Annotated in this window: 19 protein-coding genes and 1 pseudogene; 13 read left to right on the top strand and 7 right to left on the bottom strand. The window is 60.7% G+C overall.

Translation table 11 applies throughout. The features are described from left to right. Window positions 1–42 precede the first annotated feature (42 nt). The gene (locus BAUR9175_RS09150; RefSeq protein WP_096158635.1) at window positions 43–588 is read right to left on the bottom strand and encodes a GNAT family N-acetyltransferase; all 546 of its coding nucleotides are present in this window, start codon (window positions 586–588) and stop codon (window positions 43–45) included. Between the two features lie 39 nt (window positions 589–627). Here BAUR9175_RS09150 and BAUR9175_RS09145 point away from each other — a divergent pair, with 39 nt between their 5' ends. The 7 genes and pseudogenes from BAUR9175_RS09145 to tpx all read left to right on the top strand — a co-directional run bounded on the left by BAUR9175_RS09145 (window position 628) and on the right by tpx (window position 6,669). Further along, window positions 628–852, top strand: coding sequence for a hypothetical protein (locus tag BAUR9175_RS09145; protein ID WP_226823831.1), 225 nt, complete (start codon window positions 628–630; stop codon window positions 850–852). Between the two features lie 36 nt (window positions 853–888). Continuing rightward, window positions 889–1,722 (top strand): annotated as a pseudogene (locus BAUR9175_RS09140) (thioesterase family protein). Window positions 1,723–1,813: 91 nt separating this feature from the next. Continuing rightward, window positions 1,814–2,206, top strand: coding sequence for a VOC family protein (locus BAUR9175_RS09135; RefSeq protein ID WP_096146840.1), 393 nt, complete (start codon window positions 1,814–1,816; stop codon window positions 2,204–2,206). Further along, a complete protein-coding gene (locus BAUR9175_RS09130; RefSeq protein WP_101583595.1) occupies window positions 2,203–2,721 on the top strand; it encodes a DinB family protein in 519 nt (172 codons plus the stop codon). The genes BAUR9175_RS09135 and BAUR9175_RS09130 overlap by 4 nt, the downstream gene beginning before the upstream one ends. A gap of 70 nt (window positions 2,722–2,791) precedes the next feature. Next, window positions 2,792–3,763, top strand: a complete 972-nt coding sequence (locus tag BAUR9175_RS09125) for a DUF368 domain-containing protein (RefSeq protein ID WP_096146842.1) — start codon at window positions 2,792–2,794, stop codon at window positions 3,761–3,763. Window positions 3,764–3,863: 100 nt separating this feature from the next. Beyond that, window positions 3,864–6,089, top strand: a complete 2,226-nt coding sequence (locus BAUR9175_RS09120) for a bifunctional metallophosphatase/5'-nucleotidase (protein WP_101583625.1) — start codon at window positions 3,864–3,866, stop codon at window positions 6,087–6,089. Between the two features lie 79 nt (window positions 6,090–6,168). After that, the gene (tpx, locus tag BAUR9175_RS09115) at window positions 6,169–6,669 is read left to right on the top strand and encodes a thiol peroxidase (protein ID WP_101583593.1); all 501 of its coding nucleotides are present in this window, start codon (window positions 6,169–6,171) and stop codon (window positions 6,667–6,669) included. Window positions 6,670–6,707: 38 nt separating this feature from the next. On the opposite strand, the gene BAUR9175_RS09110 is transcribed toward tpx, so the two are convergent. Continuing rightward, complete coding sequence (locus tag BAUR9175_RS09110) at window positions 6,708–7,424, bottom strand: PIG-L deacetylase family protein (RefSeq protein ID WP_101583591.1); 717 nt, start codon at window positions 7,422–7,424, stop codon at window positions 6,708–6,710. A gap of 114 nt (window positions 7,425–7,538) precedes the next feature. On the opposite strand from BAUR9175_RS09110, the gene BAUR9175_RS09105 reads away from it, so the two are divergent. Further along, entirely contained in the window at window positions 7,539–8,207 is a 669-nt protein-coding gene (locus BAUR9175_RS09105) for a hypothetical protein (RefSeq protein WP_226823798.1), read from the top strand. Here BAUR9175_RS09105 and BAUR9175_RS09100 read toward each other — a convergent pair. From BAUR9175_RS09100 to BAUR9175_RS09085, 5 genes are all read right to left on the bottom strand, one after another. Further along, window positions 8,177–9,415, bottom strand: coding sequence for an oleate hydratase (locus BAUR9175_RS09100; protein WP_101583590.1), 1,239 nt, complete (start codon window positions 9,413–9,415; stop codon window positions 8,177–8,179). The two genes, BAUR9175_RS09105 and BAUR9175_RS09100, sit on opposite strands and share 31 nt — an antisense overlap. 128 nt (window positions 9,416–9,543) lie before the next feature. Then, the gene (locus BAUR9175_RS19675; RefSeq protein WP_180959223.1) at window positions 9,544–10,128 is read right to left on the bottom strand and encodes a hypothetical protein; all 585 of its coding nucleotides are present in this window, start codon (window positions 10,126–10,128) and stop codon (window positions 9,544–9,546) included. A 260-nt stretch (window positions 10,129–10,388) separates the two neighbouring features. Next, on the bottom strand, window positions 10,389–11,030 hold the full coding sequence (locus BAUR9175_RS19170; RefSeq protein ID WP_141322670.1) for a hypothetical protein: 642 nt from the start codon (window positions 11,028–11,030) through the stop codon (window positions 10,389–10,391). A 62-nt stretch (window positions 11,031–11,092) separates the two neighbouring features. Next, window positions 11,093–11,749 carry an HhH-GPD-type base excision DNA repair protein gene (locus BAUR9175_RS09090; RefSeq protein WP_101583586.1) on the bottom strand — a complete coding sequence of 219 codons (657 nt, stop codon included), beginning with the start codon at window positions 11,747–11,749 and terminating at the stop codon, window positions 11,093–11,095. Window positions 11,750–11,839: 90 nt separating this feature from the next. Continuing rightward, complete coding sequence (locus BAUR9175_RS09085; protein WP_101583584.1) at window positions 11,840–12,154, bottom strand: immunity protein CdiI family protein; 315 nt, start codon at window positions 12,152–12,154, stop codon at window positions 11,840–11,842. A 207-nt stretch (window positions 12,155–12,361) separates the two neighbouring features. Between BAUR9175_RS09085 and BAUR9175_RS09075 the strand changes: the two genes are divergently transcribed. The 5 genes from BAUR9175_RS09075 (at window position 12,362) to BAUR9175_RS09055 (ending at window position 16,456) form a co-directional block, all read left to right on the top strand. Continuing rightward, complete coding sequence (locus BAUR9175_RS09075; RefSeq protein WP_257944299.1) at window positions 12,362–12,742, top strand: YchJ family protein; 381 nt, start codon at window positions 12,362–12,364, stop codon at window positions 12,740–12,742. A 188-nt stretch (window positions 12,743–12,930) separates the two neighbouring features. Next, on the top strand, window positions 12,931–13,389 hold the full coding sequence (locus BAUR9175_RS09070) for a DUF2087 domain-containing protein (RefSeq protein WP_101583578.1): 459 nt from the start codon (window positions 12,931–12,933) through the stop codon (window positions 13,387–13,389). A gap of 59 nt (window positions 13,390–13,448) precedes the next feature. Then, complete coding sequence (locus BAUR9175_RS09065; RefSeq protein WP_009885022.1) at window positions 13,449–13,958, top strand: phosphoribosyltransferase; 510 nt, start codon at window positions 13,449–13,451, stop codon at window positions 13,956–13,958. Between the two features lie 13 nt (window positions 13,959–13,971). Further along, a complete protein-coding gene (locus tag BAUR9175_RS09060; protein ID WP_101583576.1) occupies window positions 13,972–15,276 on the top strand; it encodes a carboxylesterase family protein in 1,305 nt (434 codons plus the stop codon). A gap of 97 nt (window positions 15,277–15,373) precedes the next feature. Further along, window positions 15,374–16,456 (top strand): winged helix DNA-binding domain-containing protein, encoded by a 1,083-nt coding sequence (locus tag BAUR9175_RS09055; protein ID WP_069599984.1) that lies wholly within the window; start codon window positions 15,374–15,376, stop codon window positions 16,454–16,456. Window positions 16,457–16,463: the final 7 nt, after the last annotated feature.

The following is a 16,463-nucleotide window of genomic DNA, read 5'->3' as shown; positions in this document are numbered from 1 at the left end:
CCTGGTCTTCGGACCAGGGGCACTCTGTGTATTTTTCCGGCCTTAGGGAAAATCGTGCCAATTGACGTCAACCGAGACCCCAGATTCCCATTCCTCGCGCAGAATGGCATAGGCGACCGAGTCCTGAGGGGTATGGCCCGCGACCGGCCACGCGCGGCGATAGTGAGCCTCTTTCGACCAACCGGCACGAAGGAACACAGATCGCATTGCGATATTGTCAGCGCGAGTATGACCTTCGAATCGTTTGACGTCCTTGGTCTCGAACACGTGGTCAGTGACAGCACTCAGGCACGCGACGCCGAGTCCTCGACCGCGAAACTCGGTGGACAGACGCAGGTCAAACATGGGTGTGTCATCGTTGAGATCTTCTATCCGGACGTAGCCGACGACACCCAAATCGTCATCGAAAATCCAGAAGGAGTCGTTGTCATCATTGCAGAAGGCGCCAGTGCCGATCATTTCCACGACTTTGTCGGCCGTCCAGGGCGCAGGCCGAACATGGAACGGGAAGTCATTGCCGGTGAAGAATTCGATGAGTCCGGAACGATCGGCACCATTGGGATCGAGGCGTGACAGGGATATGCTCATGGTCACCAGGCTAACCGGCTGCGTCAGGACAGGGGAGTGATGACGTTGAGCCTCGAAGACGACCCGTTCGACTACCGCATCACGAAATCAGGAATGCTGATCATTGCGCGTAACGGTCGAACCGTGATGGAGATCGGGGGTAAGAAGGCCGCCGCACTGATTCCGAAACTTGGGGTCAGCGAAGATGCTGACCAACAGCTGCTCGCCCGGGCAACCGGCAACTACCGCCGCGGCAATGAACGGCACGTCAATCGCCCGCACTGACCGGACGATTGTTCAGCTCTTGGTAATGTGAGTCACATGAGCCCAACGAGTATCAACGAAACGCATGAAAGCGAATTCGCCTCCGCCATCGCCGTAGAACGCCAGTCCGATACGAGCTTCACTGCCGACATCGACGGGGACTGGAGTGTCGCCGGCGCGGTCAACGGGGGATACCTCCTCAGCGTTGCCGGACTGGCACTGCGCAACAACAGCGCGAAAGCACCCGACCCATTAGTGCTCTCCACCTACTACCTGGGCCCCAGCCAGGGCGGCAGAGCCGAAATTACCACGCGCCTGATTCGTGAGGGCCGGTCGAGTGCCACCTTCGCCGTCGACCTGTCCCAGAACACAGAACCGAAGATCACAGCCTTGGCGACGATGGGCAACCTTGCTGCCCTGCCCGACGATGTCGCGACAACAGCGATTCCACCTGAGCTGCCCGATCCGGATCAATGCATCAACGTCGCCGAGGCGCCCGGAGACTTCATAGAGTCCGCGCCCTTGATGAAACGCTATGACATGAGACTTGACCCCGAGACTGCCGGCTTCGCAACCGGTCGACCCAGCGGCCGCGGCCTGTTGCAGGGCTGGATTCGCCTGGCAGACGGAACCGCACCAGACGCGCTGTCCCTGTTGGCATTCCTCGATGCCTTCCCGCCGGTGATGTTCGACCTCGGCCGTTTCAACTGGGCACCGACCATGGAGCTGACCGCCCACCTGCGTGCTGAGCCGGCACCGGGCTGGATCCGAGCAAAGCTGTAAACCCGCAACATCGCCGGCGGCATGTTCGAAGAAGACTGCGAGCTCTGGGACTCCGCCGGCCGGTTGGTCGCACAGTCCCGACAGTTGGCCAGACAGCCACGAGACTGAGGAACGAAGTATGTCGCGACGCCCACCTCGTGTCAGATCCAGCGTCTAGAGTGTGGTCCACGCAGACATCTTCACGAAAGGACCATCAGCCATGGCGTCTTTGTCCTCGCTGAGCATCACCTTCGACTGCAAAGACGTCGAAACCCAATCGCTGTTCTGGGCTGAACTTCTCCAGGTCGACCTCGACGAGGGCGCGAACGAATTCGTCGCCAGCATCGGCGGCGTCCACAACGGTGAATCCACGACGCCAGGCATGCTCTTCCTCAAGGTCGAAGACCGCGATGAGGGAAAGAACCCCCTTCACATCGACCTCGACGATCCGCACTATCCTGCCGACGTCGAACGTGCCGTGGCACTAGGTGCAGAGAAGGTGGCGGGATTTGCCGAGTACGGAATCGAATGGACCACGTTGACCGACCCCGAAGGCAACGTCTTCGACATCGGCAGGAAAGTACCCACAGATGAGAATGAGGACCCCGCATGAGCCAGCCACCGGTCGAGCCCACTGAAGCCCCGAATGAACGACAGGGACTCGAAGAGTTCCTCGACTACTACCGAGAAGTGATGCGCAGAAAGGTCATCGGACTCGACTCGACTGCACTCAATAAGACTGTGGCCGCCTCGAGCCTGACCCTAGGCGGGATCATCAAACACCTGAGTCTGGTCGAAGAACAATGGTTCGTCGAAGACATTCTGGGCCAGGAACTCTCTGAGCCGTGGGGGAGTGTTGACTGGCAAGGAGATCGTGACTGGGACTTCGAGAGCGCATCCGCTGATACGCCGGACTATCTACTGACACTCCATGCCGAAGCCTGTGAGCAGTCGAGGCAGATCCTCGCGGGAATCGATGACCTTGACACCCTGGTGGCGCGGGAGCCGTCCTCCGGCGATCGATTCAACGTGCGCTGGGTGCTGATCCACATGATCGAGGAATACGCTCGACACGTCGGCCATGCCGACCTCATCCGTGAGAGCATCGACGGAGCCACCGGCGACTGAGAAGTCGAATCGGTGACTTCGGCCCTATTTTTCGTATGAGAAAGCCGGAATCTCGTAGGGTGGAGGCACTATGACTAACCCCAGCCCCGAGGTGGCCGCACACGTGGAATCCACCCGTTCGAAAGCTCTGATTCCCCTCGATCTGCTCCGCGGTTTCCTGATCGGGTCGGCCGAACTCGTGCCTGGGGTCTCAGGCGGAACGATCGCCCTCGTCACCGGCGTCTACGACCAACTCATCGATTCCGCCGCCCACGTCGTCAAGGCCGCAAAGACCGTGGTCACCGGCCCAGACCGGTGGCATGGCGCGGTTGCCGAGCTGCGTCGAACCGATTGGTTCCTCGTCATCCCCGTTCTGCTGGGTATGGTGACAGCGGTCTTCACCATTGCCGGAATGTTGGAGAGCTTCGTCACCGGCAACCCAGAACTCTCCCGCGGCCTGTTCTTCGGCCTCGTCGCGGCCAGCATCGCTGTCCCACTGCGCATGCTGCCGGCCCGAACAGGGCAACCGCTGCTGCTGGGAATACTCGTCTTCCTCGCCGCTGCTGCCCTTGCCTTTTGGATGACCGGGCTTGCCGGAGGCTCAGACGTTGAGAATCCACCACTCATCGCAGTCTTCTTCGTCGCCTCCATCGCCATCTGCGCCTTGGTCGTTCCCGGAGTCTCAGGATCGTTCTTCCTCCTCGCAGTCGGCCTCTACGCCACCACTCTGCGTGCGGTGAACGACCGCGACCTCGTCTACATCGCTGTGTTCGGGCTCGGCGCGATTCTCGGTCTCGCACTCTTCGTCAACATCTTGCGTTATTTCCTCCACAATCACCGGTGGTGGACGCTGGTGGCGATGGCAGGACTGATGCTCGGCTCCCTGCGTGCGCTGTGGCCATGGCAGTCCACCACCGATACCGGTGGTCTGCTCGCGCCGGCCGATCCGGTGTGGATGCCGATTGTCCTCGCCGCCATCGGTGCGGCAGTTGTGGTTGTCCTCATCATCATCGAATCCACCCTTGGTGCGAAGACAGGGAAGGGCAACCTCGGCGAGAAATAGTGTCAACACAGTTTGTGCAGATTTCGCTCAGGATTTGCTCAGATTCGCGATGTTTCGGAATAGAGTGGGAGATCTGAATCACAACGACATCTGGAGACTCATGCGCTTGCGAACCCTGGCCTCGTCCACATTGGCACTGACACTCATCGTTGCGGGACCGGCAGCCGCCTCGGCGTCGGGACTGGGCAGCGGACCTCCGGACGAGGAACAGGCAGCAAGCGCGGGGGAGCTCACGCTTCTGGCGACGACCGATGTCCACGGTCACGTCCTCAACTGGGACTACTTCGCCAACGCACCCTACCCGGCCGGGGAGGAGCTGGGCATGTCGCGTGCCTCCACCCTGATCAAGGGTGTGAAGGAAGCCAAGGGTGAGGACTCGGTGCTTCTCGTCGACAACGGTGACACGATCCAAGGCACCCCGTTGACCTACTTCTACGCACAACAGGAGCGCATCACCGAAACCGGTGAGACACATCCGATGGCCAAGACCTTCAACAACGTCGGCTACGACGCACAGGTCGTGGGCAACCATGAGTTCAACTACGGACTTGACCTGCTCGCCAAATACAAGGAACAGGTGGACTTCCCAGTCCTGGGCGCCAACGTCATCAATGACGACGATGGGCAGTCCCACCTTGACCCCTACACCATGGTGAAGAAGCGCGTCTCCGGTCAGGAGATCACCATCGGCGTCCTGGGAGTCACGACCCCCGGCAGTCGGATCTGGGACAAGAACAATCTCTCCGGCAAAGTTCATTTCGACGACCCGGTCGAGACTGCGAAGAAGTACGTCCCACAGATGAAAGAGGCCGGTGCAGACATCGTCGTCGTCCTCTCCCACTCGGGTAAGGATCCGGAAGGCCAGGCTTGGGATCCTTCGGAACTGCAGGAAAACGTGAGCACCTCAGTCGCGAAGGTGCCGGGAGTCGACGTCCTCGTCGCCGGGCACACGCATCAGAACGAGCCCACCCAGGTGGTCTCACGCGAAGACGGCACGAAGGCCCTCATCACTCAGCCCAACTACTGGGCACGGTCGGTCTCCGAGGTAGACCTGCCCATCGATCTCGAGGACATGGGCATCGACTGGGGCAGTGCCGAGCCCGAAGCCACACCGCTGGCAACACAGGGCGACGTCGCCGAGGACCCCGAGATCAAGGACCTCATCGACTCCCAGCACAAGAAGACGATCGACTACGTCAACACGAAGATCGGCTCCGTGACCGAGACCATGAGCGCCTCGACCTCGTACTACGAGGACACCGCAATCCTCGACTTCATCTCGAAGGTGCAGTCTCAGACGGTGGAGTCGGCATTGGCAGGCACCGAATACGAGGACGTGCCGATCATCTCCCAGGCATCACCATTCAGTCGAACTGCCGAATTCCCTGCAGGTGACATCACCATCCGCGACGTCGCCGGACTCTATGTCTTCGACAACACGCTCGGCGGGGTAGAGATCAACGGTTCACAGCTGCGTGACTACCTGGAGTTCTCCGCCCGCTACTTCAAACAGACAGAAGAAGGGGCCGACTTCGACCCAGCCACCGGAACCAATGCCATCGACGACGTACTCGATCGGCCGATTCCCGATTACAACTACGACGCGCTGTCGGGCATCGACTACGACATCAACGTGTCCAAACCAGTAGGTGAACGCATCGAGAACCTCACCGATAAGAGTGGCAAGACCATTGGTGATGACGACACCTTCATTCTCGCGATCAACAACTATCGTCAGTCCGGAGGCGGCGACTACCCAGTAGGTGACCTGAAAGAGGTCTACAACGAACAGGTCGAGGTTCGTCAGGCGCTCATCGACTGGGTGAAGGACAACGAGGTGGTTGACCCCACTGACTTCTACGACGAGAACTGGCAGGTCGTCACGTCCACACAGGACCCAGGCGATGAGGACGAGGCATCTTCCGATGACACCGCCGAGCCGGACGCCACGGCCGAAACCGACTCGGACGCGACGGCAGATGGCGGAAACGCTGACGCTGCCGATGGCACCGACAGTGCCGACGGTGACGACAGCGGTGCGAATGCCGATGTCGAAGCTGGTGCCAACGACAGTGCCGATTCCACAGCCGACGAGAATGCCACATCCGATGCCGACGGTGGGACCGCCTCGGCGAACGGATCCGATTCAGCTGGCGGAACCGATTCGGCCAGCGGATCTGACTCTGCCGACGGCAGCGGGGATGCCAATGCCGGTGGAGATCTGCCACGCACCGGTGTGGAACTTGGAAGCACGATCGGTATTGCGGCAGCCATCATCGCAATGGGTGCTGGACTCGTCTGGATCGCGCGCCGCCGTCGCATCTGAGCAGCCGATTCTCATGTCGGTCACTTCACGTAGGGTGGGGTCTGACAGCAATGATCACGAAAGAAAGTGAGAACCAAGCATGGCCACCACGGCATTCCAGGGCACACCGGTCAAGACTGTTGGAGACCTCCCGGAGAAGGGTGCGCAGGCACCGGCGTTCAGCCTCGTGGGCAACGACCTCGGTGAGGTGAGCTCTGCAGACACGGCAGGCAAGCGTGTTGTCCTCAACATCTTCCCCAGCGTGGACACCGAAGTCTGTGCCGCCTCGGTGCGCAAGTTCAACGAACTCGCCGCGAGCCTGGAGAACACCACCGTTCTGTGCGTGTCTAACGATCTGCCCTTTGCCCAGGCTCGCTTCTGCGGCGCCGAAGGCATTGAGAACGTCGTCGCCGCATCAGGTTTCCGCAGCGCCTTCGGCAAGGAATTCGGTGTGACCATGGTTGACGGTCCTCTTGCCGGGCTGCTGGCCCGCTCTGTCGTCGTCCTCGACGAAGAGGGCACTGTCATTCACAAGCAGCTCGTCGACGAGATCGGGACCGAACCGGACTACGACTCGGCGGTCGCGGCACTCAGCGCATAATTGCGTCGAACCCGACCACCGAATCGGTGGGCCGGGAGCTACATGTCAAACACCTGCACGGGCAGCGCGTACTTCACGCCTGCCCGTGTTCCGGCTTCCGAGGTGATTCCGGGAATCATCTCCGATGGAACCGGATGGTCGGGCAGTGCCTCCAGATAGACGGTATGGGCCTCCAGTGAACGCACTGCCCGGTCGACGTGTTCATCGTCGAGGACCACGGCATGGGTGGCGTCAGCGCCATTGACCAGCAGCTTGTCTGCCTTCCACGCGTCGAGGCCAGCCTCCTTGAGGTCGGTGAAGACCCACGGATTGTCGGCGTCTCGGATCGCATCGACAGTGGCAATACCAGCGGCCCGGTGGTCGACATGGTTGAGACCCCACGGCATGTTGAGTTCCCACTTGGTGACCATGACGGCGTCGGGTTTGAATTGGCGGATCTTCTTCGCGATCGCATGCCTGAGCTCGAGGTTCGGTTCGAGGAGTCCGTCGGGGAACTCGAGGATCTCAAGGTCTTCGACCCCAACGATCGTGCACGCCTGTCGCTGCTCATCTGCGCGCAGCGGGGCGACCTTCTCAGGGTTCATGTCCCTGATTCCCGCCTCGCCACGGGTCAGCAGCAGGTAGGACACGGGCTTACCTTGGTCTGTCCATTTTGCGACGGCCGCGGAGGCGCCGTATTCCATGTCATCGGGGTGGGCGACGATGCACAGGAGTCGGGTCACATCATCGTCGTTGAAGATCGGGAGTTCAGTCATGGTCCCAGGCTAAGGCCCCGGCGGCGCTTGTGCCAGAGCAGTCGGCGGGTCCTGTGGGTACTATGTGTATGGCGTTGTCGACGCAGTGCCGTTCCCTGATTCGAAAGCAGGCCCATGTATCGGAGTCTCCTCCTGGCATCCGTGGTGGTGCTGGGTCTGTTCCTCTCCGGATGCTCTGCGCTGCGCATCAGCACCGCTGAGGGCGATTCGAAGCCGATCGCCGTCGGTATCGATGACGGCTCCGAAGCGCAGTCGTCGCAGGATTCCGAGACTCCTGCGATCCCGTCCGGCATGTCTCAGGTGACGGCTGATCTGGGCCCGGAGTGCCCGATCAAGGTGCAACTGGCCATGGATGGGCAGTGGAACGACGATCTCGCCTACGACAGTTATCAGCTCTACAGCCGCGACAACGGTGCCATCATCACCGTCAACTGCTATGAAGCCGGCGACGACACGGCACAGTCCGTCGTCGCCTCGGCCCAGGAACAGACCTTCGGTGAGTCCGGTTCCAGCATTCTAGAAGAGAAGACCGGGACGGTGACCGGTGGTCAATACTGGACAGTCCACGGGCTGCTCGCAGGTCAGGAGGTCCGAGCCATCGACCAAACCGACTCTGTGCTCTTCGGTGCTGTGGCCGGGATCTCCGACAACGGTCGACTCTACAAAGTCAGCGTCGAAATGGTCACGCTTGCCAGCGACGAAACCACTGCTGAACTCTTCGCACAGATGCTGCCGACCGTTCGTTTCGCCGATCAGGGTCTCGATACGCCGGCTTTCTCCTGAGCCGGTGCGTGCTGTGCTCGTGCGCGCCGTTTCAGCAGCTCTCGTGCCGCGATCCTGCCAGCGCGAGTAGCACCGACGGTTGAGCTCGCGGACCCGTAGCCGACGAGGAAGATTCGACGGTCGTCTTTGACCGCGACCTCGGTCTCCATGGAGATTCCCCCGTCGGGTGTGCGCAGACGCAGCGGTGCCAGATGGTTCAGAGCGGCCCGGAAACCGGTGTTCCAAAAGATTACGTCGACCTCCTCGACACGTTCGTCTTCGAAGGGATGCCAGGATTCGGGCAGCGCCAGGTGATCGCTTGCCGAGGGACCAAGCCCCTCCGAGGTGGACTGTTCTTCGGCGGACTGCCCCGGGAAATGGACTCCATGAGGCATGATCGCGTCGATCATTCCGCGTGAGACGAACACACCGGATTCGACGCCGTCGAGAAAGTCCTGGCGGACAGGAAGTCCAGTGGTGCGAACGACGCTGGCTGGGGCGAGGCCAGCCAATGTGCGAGACCGCACGGCTCGTTCAACCTCGAGGCCCCAATTGCCGTCAAACTCCCGTGAGGTGAAATTCGGGGGACGACGGGTAGCCCACAAAGTCTCGGTGACCTTCGCCAGCTCGAGCAGGAACTGTGTGGCAGAGATGCCACCGCCGATCACCAGGGTCCGCAGTCCTCGGAAGTCCTCGACGTTACGGAAGTTCGCTGTGTGCAGTTGCCGGCCCTCGAATTCAGCGATGCCCGGGACGAACGGAACGTACGGATGGGTCCAGGTTCCGGTCGCGTTGATCAGGTACCGGCTTGAGAGTTGAACACGTTCACCATCGATATCTGCCGTGATCTCGAGAGGTCCGGAGCCGGGGGTGGGGGATTTGACCGTGACCACCTCGGCGGGGCGGACGACGCAGAGTTCGAGTTCACGTTCGAAACGCGAGTAGTAATCGGAGACCACCGCCGAGGCGGGTACTGAGGGGTCTGGCGTACCCAGTGGAAAGCCCGGTAGATCCGCCACGTGGTTCGTTGAACCCAGCGTCAGGGAATCCCATCTCTCGCGCCACGCACCGCCGGGCCCAGCTCCGGCGTCGAGGATGATGAAATCCTTTCCCGGCACCAGCCCGTCGCGCCATAGATAATGAGCTGCCGAAAGACCAGCTTGACCTGCGCCGATGATGACAATCGGCCAATGGGAATCGACGAGCAACTCCGAAATGCGGCACACCATGTGGCCATTGTTTCAGGTTCCTGCCGTATTTGCCCTGGGAGGTTGGTGGAGTTGTTTCCGCCCCTTGTGAACGACGGTCAGGCCTTCTGCCTTCGGGCTGGATTGAAGATCCGAGCTGAGGGTGAAGATCAGTTGCAGTCTGGACCCTGTGGGTTCATGTAGCAGTCCTCGTCGACGAGATAGCGGTGGTAGCGGTAGACATCGATGGAGATCTCGTTGCTTGCTACGTGTGCAAAACCGTCGATGGGCAGCCAAGGTCCACCGTCCACGGAGAATTCCCCGCTGAACGTCGCGGTCATGTCGACAGTCTTCGCTCCTGTCTTCTGATAGTCGTGTCCGATCTGCGGTTCGTCGCCGGGGCGTGGCTTGGATCCGGTCTTCGTCGTTGTCCCGCCGGTGTCGTCGCCGAAATCCCAGTAGAACTTCTCAGGAGTGACCTTGACCGTAACGGCGTATGTCAGCAGTGTCATATCGATGTAGCTGGTGTCTGCATCGGTCCAGAAGGCAGCCGGTTTGCCGATGACGGACCAGTCCTTGGGCCAGGCATGAATCGTCGGAGCTGGTATGTCGAAAGTCTGAAACTGGGACTCTGGAATCCGGGTGGGTGGTTCTGGCCTGACGGGTGCACCGCCGCCGCCCCCTCCGGGACCGGGGCCCGGACCCGGGAGGTCTGCACAGATATGTCCGACTTCCTCGAGAATGCAATCGGGCATATCGGCCCCGCCGCCTCCGCCGGAACCGCCACCTCCGGAACCGCCACCAGAGCCACCCCCGGAGCCTCCTCCGTCGGAACCGCCGGAGCCTCCGCCTCCGCCGCCTCCTCCTGGTCCCGGAGGAGGCGGAGGCTTTACAACGTCACATTTGCTGGTGTCGCCAATGCTGCAACCGGGCCCGGCCAGCGCTGGGGTCGAAAAAGACAGAAAAATCATCATCGCGGCGAAACCAGCAATGATGATTTTGAACCCTCTGAGTATTAGCACTTACGCTCCCATAACGATTGTTTATCAACCGTCCATGAGCCGTCTTCAAACAAAATTTCGTGTTCCATCATCACCAGACCGTCAGGATTTGTTGTCGGTTTGGCACCAGCTTGTGTAAGAGACCACTGACTAGTGTCTACACAGAAGTGAACTGTTACGTTTGATGAGGGTCGGCGATCAGGTGAGTCAGATATTTTGAATATCTCGACAGATAGTGGATTGATTTCTCCTTCGAATGTTGCCTGTTGGTTCTTTATAGATTCGGCTTCATCGCTGATAGACGCGAGCGCTTCGCCACTTGAAAATTTGGAAAAGTCCTCCACCTTTTCATAATGGCCTGAGTAGGCTCCATTGATTGATACTAAGAACCCCTCAAACGCAACCAGCGCCCCTTCTACGGCTTCCGTCTCCTCTGAACTCAGATTCAGGTCAGTTTCGTAGGCGGGGATTGTGGGTTGCGGGTCAGCGGCCGGTGACGCCGTTGCGGAGTCTTTGGCAGGCAGGGTTGAGGTTGGCGCGGCTACGGGGGAATGGTCTTCGCATCCTGACAGCAATAGGGGCACTGAGAGTGCAGCGGTCAAAGTCAGAGCTGTTGCAGCTCGAACGCGGACACGTCTGTCAAGTCCGATTTTCATTCCACGCCTCTGTGGTCGACAACTCCGGCGCCGATGTATCAATCGCGCCCGGAATCTCTACATTATGCGAGAACCGTGACTTTGAGAACAGGCGAAGTTGAATCTGTGGATAACCTGCCCGTCAGTGGAAGAGCCTGCTTCTTGGCTGCTTTAGCGGCTGACTTCTGCTGTTTCTTGAATGCCCGAACTTCCAACAAGGTGTCCTCATCGACCACGTCTGCGATGGAGCGACGGCTGTCTTTCGTCCCGTAGTCGCCAGCAGCCTCTCGCCATCCATCGGCGTTGAAATCGAACTGTTTGCCGAGGAGGGCTAGGAAGATCTTCGCCTTCTGCTCTCCGAATCCGGGCAGTTTCTTCAGGCGTTTGAGGAGTTCCGGTCCTGTCGGATCGCCCGAGGTCCAAATCGCAGCTGTGTCGCCGTCATATTCGTCAACGATCTCTGTTGCGAGCTTCTGCACTCGCGTGGCCATCGACTTCGGGAAACGGTGGACTGCCGGCTTGATTGAGAACTTCTCCAGGAACTCGTCGGGCTCCATCTCAGCAATGTCAACGACATCCAGCTTGCCCAGACGCTCAGCAAGCTTCGCCGGACCGGCGAATGCGACCTCCATCGGCACCTGCTGGTCAAGCAACATGCCCATCAGCAGGGCAAAGGGATCGCGTGCTAGAAGTTCGTCGGATGCTGGATCACCAGACAGGTAGACAGAATTGGTAGTCATGCATCCAATTTTGCCGTAGTCCGCACCTGGATGCCAGGACGGGGGCATCTGCTGGCAGTGCAGGCGGCTGAGCAATCACCGTGTAGGGATTTACAACTGAAAGTCTTCATCTCTTTCGTCCACAATGACTGCGTATCCGCTGAGCTGCTCTTTCAACTCGTGGATAAGACGGGACCCTTCGGCCGCAAAATGGGCCCGAGACGATTCTGAATCCCAGTCGTCGAACGGGTCGAAGTGGTCGCCCCAGAAATCCATGTAACTATGAAGATCATGGGCGAGTTCCATCGAAATCGGAAGGTCGGAGGTCCTGACTGCAATGTCCCAGGTGTCATGACTCCAGAGCGGTTCCTTCCGACCCCAATCAGGAAAAAAGCGGATCTCGATTTCATTCTTCACGGTGCGCATCTGAGCTCTTGGGTCGGGAACGGCTGGATTGTCCGTAAGTGTTGTGGGTTTCCGATCTGCTGGTCAAGCAGTACGCCCATCAGCAGGGCAAAGGGGTCATCGGCGAGAAGGGCGTCGGCTTCGGCATTGCCGAAGAGGAATACTGAACTTGTGCGTCCATAGTGGCACGTAACCTGCTTGCAAGCACCCCGGAGATACCATCGAAATATGATCTGCCCCTGCTCCGGAATGCCACCCGGCACCGACTATGACAATTGCTGCCGTCCCGCCTTGGACGGACTGATTTGGCCGACTACTGCCGAGGCGCTCATGCGCTCCCGCTACACCGCATTCGCACGCGGACACAAAGACCACCTCTTTCGCACCTGGCACGCTAAGACGCGGCCCAGCGACATCGGCGTGGATGCTGACACCGAGTGGCTGGGCCTGGAGATCGTGGACACAACCGGCGGATCGGAATCCGACGAAACAGGAATGGTACGTTTTCGGGCAACCTACCGGGACCACCTCGGCGAGCACACACTGGAAGAGAACTCATCATTCGTCCGCAGGGCGGGCCGGTGGGTATATCTAGACGCCCTCGACTGAGCGGGCTTCGCACGCGCTGGACTGTGTCTATACTGTTGGCAGCGGCGCATCCATCGCCCAGCCACGGTCGTGATCCCAGCTCACCGATCAATCGGCGAAGGGGAGAGAATCCTCGGACGAACCTGTCACGGTGATCTCCTGACCAGGTTTCGTGCTGGGGGAGACTTGGTCGTTGAGGAACGAACGCCATGACCAAGCACAAAGATTTCAAACAGCTCGTCCGCCACCGTATGTCCGTGACCGGGGAGAACTTCACCTCCGCCCGTGCGGCACTACTGGACGACCAGGGCCGCCACCGGGCAGCAGCGACCGCACCCGAGGCGGAGGCATTCAGGGCCAAAACGCTGAGAACATTCATGCGCGAGGGCCGACTGGAATCAATTCCCACGAAGCGCAAGGCGCTCGTCGTGATCCTGCTTCAGCTGCTCGCAGCCTTCGACTCCGACCGGACCTACAGCGAGAAGGACGTCAACTCGATCCTCAGCGCCTTCCACCCGGACTTTGCACGTCTGCGGCGGGAACTCATCGACTACCGGTACTTGGAACGCAATGCTCACACCGGCCAGTACTGGGTGAACTCGGCGCTGCCCGAGCGCCGAGGCAACCAGCTCCAGGAGACAGCCGTATTCGAGGAGTTTCTGCGCTGAGTCGGCAACCGCGTATCCTTGAAGCTCGGGTCAACACCGGGCAAACACAAGGAGCATCCATGGGCCAGGCATACCACGCCGATTCGACCGATCTCAACGACAAAGAGATCCTCACGTGGGACACATTCGGTACGTCGGCCAGGGAGATGGCACAGACCATCGCCGACTCCGACTACGACCCCGAGATCGTCATCGCGATCGCCCGTGGCGGCCTGCTGCCAGCCGGGGCACTGGCCTATGCGCTCGGCCTCAAACTCTCCGACGCCATCAACGTCGAGTTCTACACCGATGTCCACGAGACTCTGCCCGACCCGATTCTTCTGGCCCCGATGCTCGACATCGATGCCATCAAGGGCAAGAAGCTGCTCGTCGTCGACGACGTCGCGGATTCGGGCCGCACGCTCGCACTCGTCCTCGAGCTGCTCAAGAAGCACGGCGCCGAAGCTCAGTCCGCAGTCATCTACGCAAAGTCGGCATCCATCATCGACCCGGACTTCGTGTGGAAGCGCACCGATCAGTGGATCGTCTTCCCATGGTCGGCCGAGCCACCGGTCGTCGCCTCCAAATAGGCAGCAGACGGTGATGCACGATTGGCGGGATGTCGACGCCCCGTGCGGTCGGGTCAGAGCCTACGTCGACGGCAAAGTGATCCGTGCACGGGGCATTCGCTATGCCCGCGCGCAGCGGTTCGCCCATCCCGTCGACGAGCCACCCGTCGAGACCATCGACGGCAAAGACCCCGGCCCTGGAAGCCCGCAGTACCGCCGAGATCCGAACGCGGGAATGACCTTCGACCAGCTCGGCGGCCTTCCCACCAGCGAAGACTGCCTGCGGGTGAGTGTGACCATGCCCTCCGAGGCGGGTGGACACGACTCCGAACTCCCCGTGCTCGTGTGGATCCACGGCGGTGCCTACGTCGCCGGTGCCGGAGATGCCGATATCTACGATCCGCACACCCTCGTCGAAGAACAGAACATCATCGTCGTCTCAGGCACCTACCGCCTCGGCGTGCTGGGGTTCTTGGGCACGGGCAAACCCGAACATTCCAATCTCGGTCTCCTCGACCAGATCTCGGCCCTGCGCTGGGTTCAGCGCAACATTTCCGCCTTCGGGGGAGACCCCAGCAATGTCACAATCGCGGGACAGAGCGCAGGTGCCGACTCCTGTGCACACCTCATGATCGCCGAGGCGACCGAGGGTCTCTTCCACCGTGTGATCTTGGCATCAGCACCCCTGGGACTTGCCGGTGGCACCGAACCGATGAACTGGGCCATGGCGAAGGTCGCCGAGAAGATTGACCCCGACGCCAGCGTCGCAGACATCCTGGCCGCGCAGGACGAAGTGCACAAGGCCGCCATGGTCGGTGGACTGCACGCAGGCATGTGCTTCGGCGTCCACTACGGGGACTACCCGTTGCCGGCGAAGTCCGACACCGGAGCCGCATGGTCAGAAGCCGCACGCAAATACGACGCGCTCATGACCCGCACAGAACGCGAGATCGCGTTCTTCGCCGGTTTCGTTCCCGCCTTCCGACGTCTGCACAACCGGCATCTGACCTCTCCGATGCTTGAATCGCTGATCTCGGGCATCACCTCGGCGGTGTACACGCGTGCGGCCAAGGAATTCTACGATCGCCACCGCATGTCGGGAGGCCAAGGCACACGCCTCCTCATCGTCTCCCGCGGAGATGGCAGCTTCTTCGATGCCGCGCATTCGGGCGACCTTCCGCTGCTGTTCCCCGGCGACGTCTGGCACGACAGCTTCCTCGACTACGGTGAGACGGCACAGATCGCCGGCCCGGAACTGCGCACCATCTGGGGGCGCTTCGCAACCTCCGGTGCCCTGCCACGGGTTCCCGTGCCCGGACTCATCGACATTCTGGGCTGAATTCGGGCCGAATCCAGGTCAAATCCGGGTCGGTGAAGAGCCCGAGCCCCGACAGTTGTTTCCCACTCGGGTCAGTGCCGTGGACTATCGTGAAGTCATGGACTCACACGAAGTCTCGGCTGCCCGACTGATCGCCCAAGGACTCACCGATTCGTCGCACTCCACGAGTGCCACGACGCTGTCGGTGGTCAGCCATCTCGGCTGCGTCCAGGCTCAGGCTCTGGGAGGTGCACTGGTCTCGATCGCTCTGCGCACCGGCACCTCGGTCACAGCCGTCCGTGAGGCCATGAACGCCGGAGACATCGTCAGGACGTGGACACAGCGGGGCACAATCCATCTGGTCGCCGCCGAGGATCTCGGATGGGTTCTCCAACTGACGGGACAGCGCACACTCAAAGCCGTGGCAAAGCGGCGCGAGGTCTTCGGCATCACTGACGCGATGGTCGATTCCGCCGCACTACTGGCCGAAGAGACGATTCGTGAGCGCGGTCCGGTCACCCGTCAGGAACTGCTCGATGCCTTTGCACCACTGCAGGCGGGCAAGGAATACGGGCACGAACGCTACCTCATCACCACCCTGGCCCTGCGCAACATCATCGCCCAAGGTCCAATGGTCGAGGACAAGGACGACATGAAGTACGTCCTCACCGCGGACTGGATCCCGAACCCTGTCGATCTCGACGCAGAGGCGGCCCTGCACGAATGGATGCGACGCTATGTCCTCAGCCATGGGCCCGTCACAGTCGACGACGCCGCACGCTGGACCGGGCTGCCCAAGACCCCGGTGCGCCAGGCCCTTGCCGCTGCCGTCGCCGAGACAGAGATCGTCGAAATAAGCATCGACGGCCGTAACTATTACCAGGCGCCCGATCTGGACGATCGTGTGCACGAGAACCGCAAGCAGGCCAGCGAACTCCTGCTGCTGCCCGGCTTCGACGAGATCATTTTGGGATACAAAGACCGCAGCGCCACCCTCGACCCGACACACGAGAAGCTCGTCGTCCCCGGCGGCAACGGCATGTTCAAGAACACTCTCATCCACGGCACCCGAGCGCGGGCAACATGGAAGCGTTCACCGCGCAAGACCGGGCCCCGCCTGATCATCGAACCCTTCGACGACGAAACCGTCGACGTCGCCCGCGCCGAGGTTGTGGCCGCCACCCACCCAGCCTTCGTCTGAGTCAGTG

This window comes from Brevibacterium aurantiacum (assembly GCF_900169065.1).
In the GTDB taxonomy this organism is placed as follows: Bacteria; Actinomycetota; Actinomycetes; order Actinomycetales; family Brevibacteriaceae; genus Brevibacterium; species Brevibacterium aurantiacum.
This window is presented reverse-complemented; position numbering and strand designations above follow the sequence as displayed.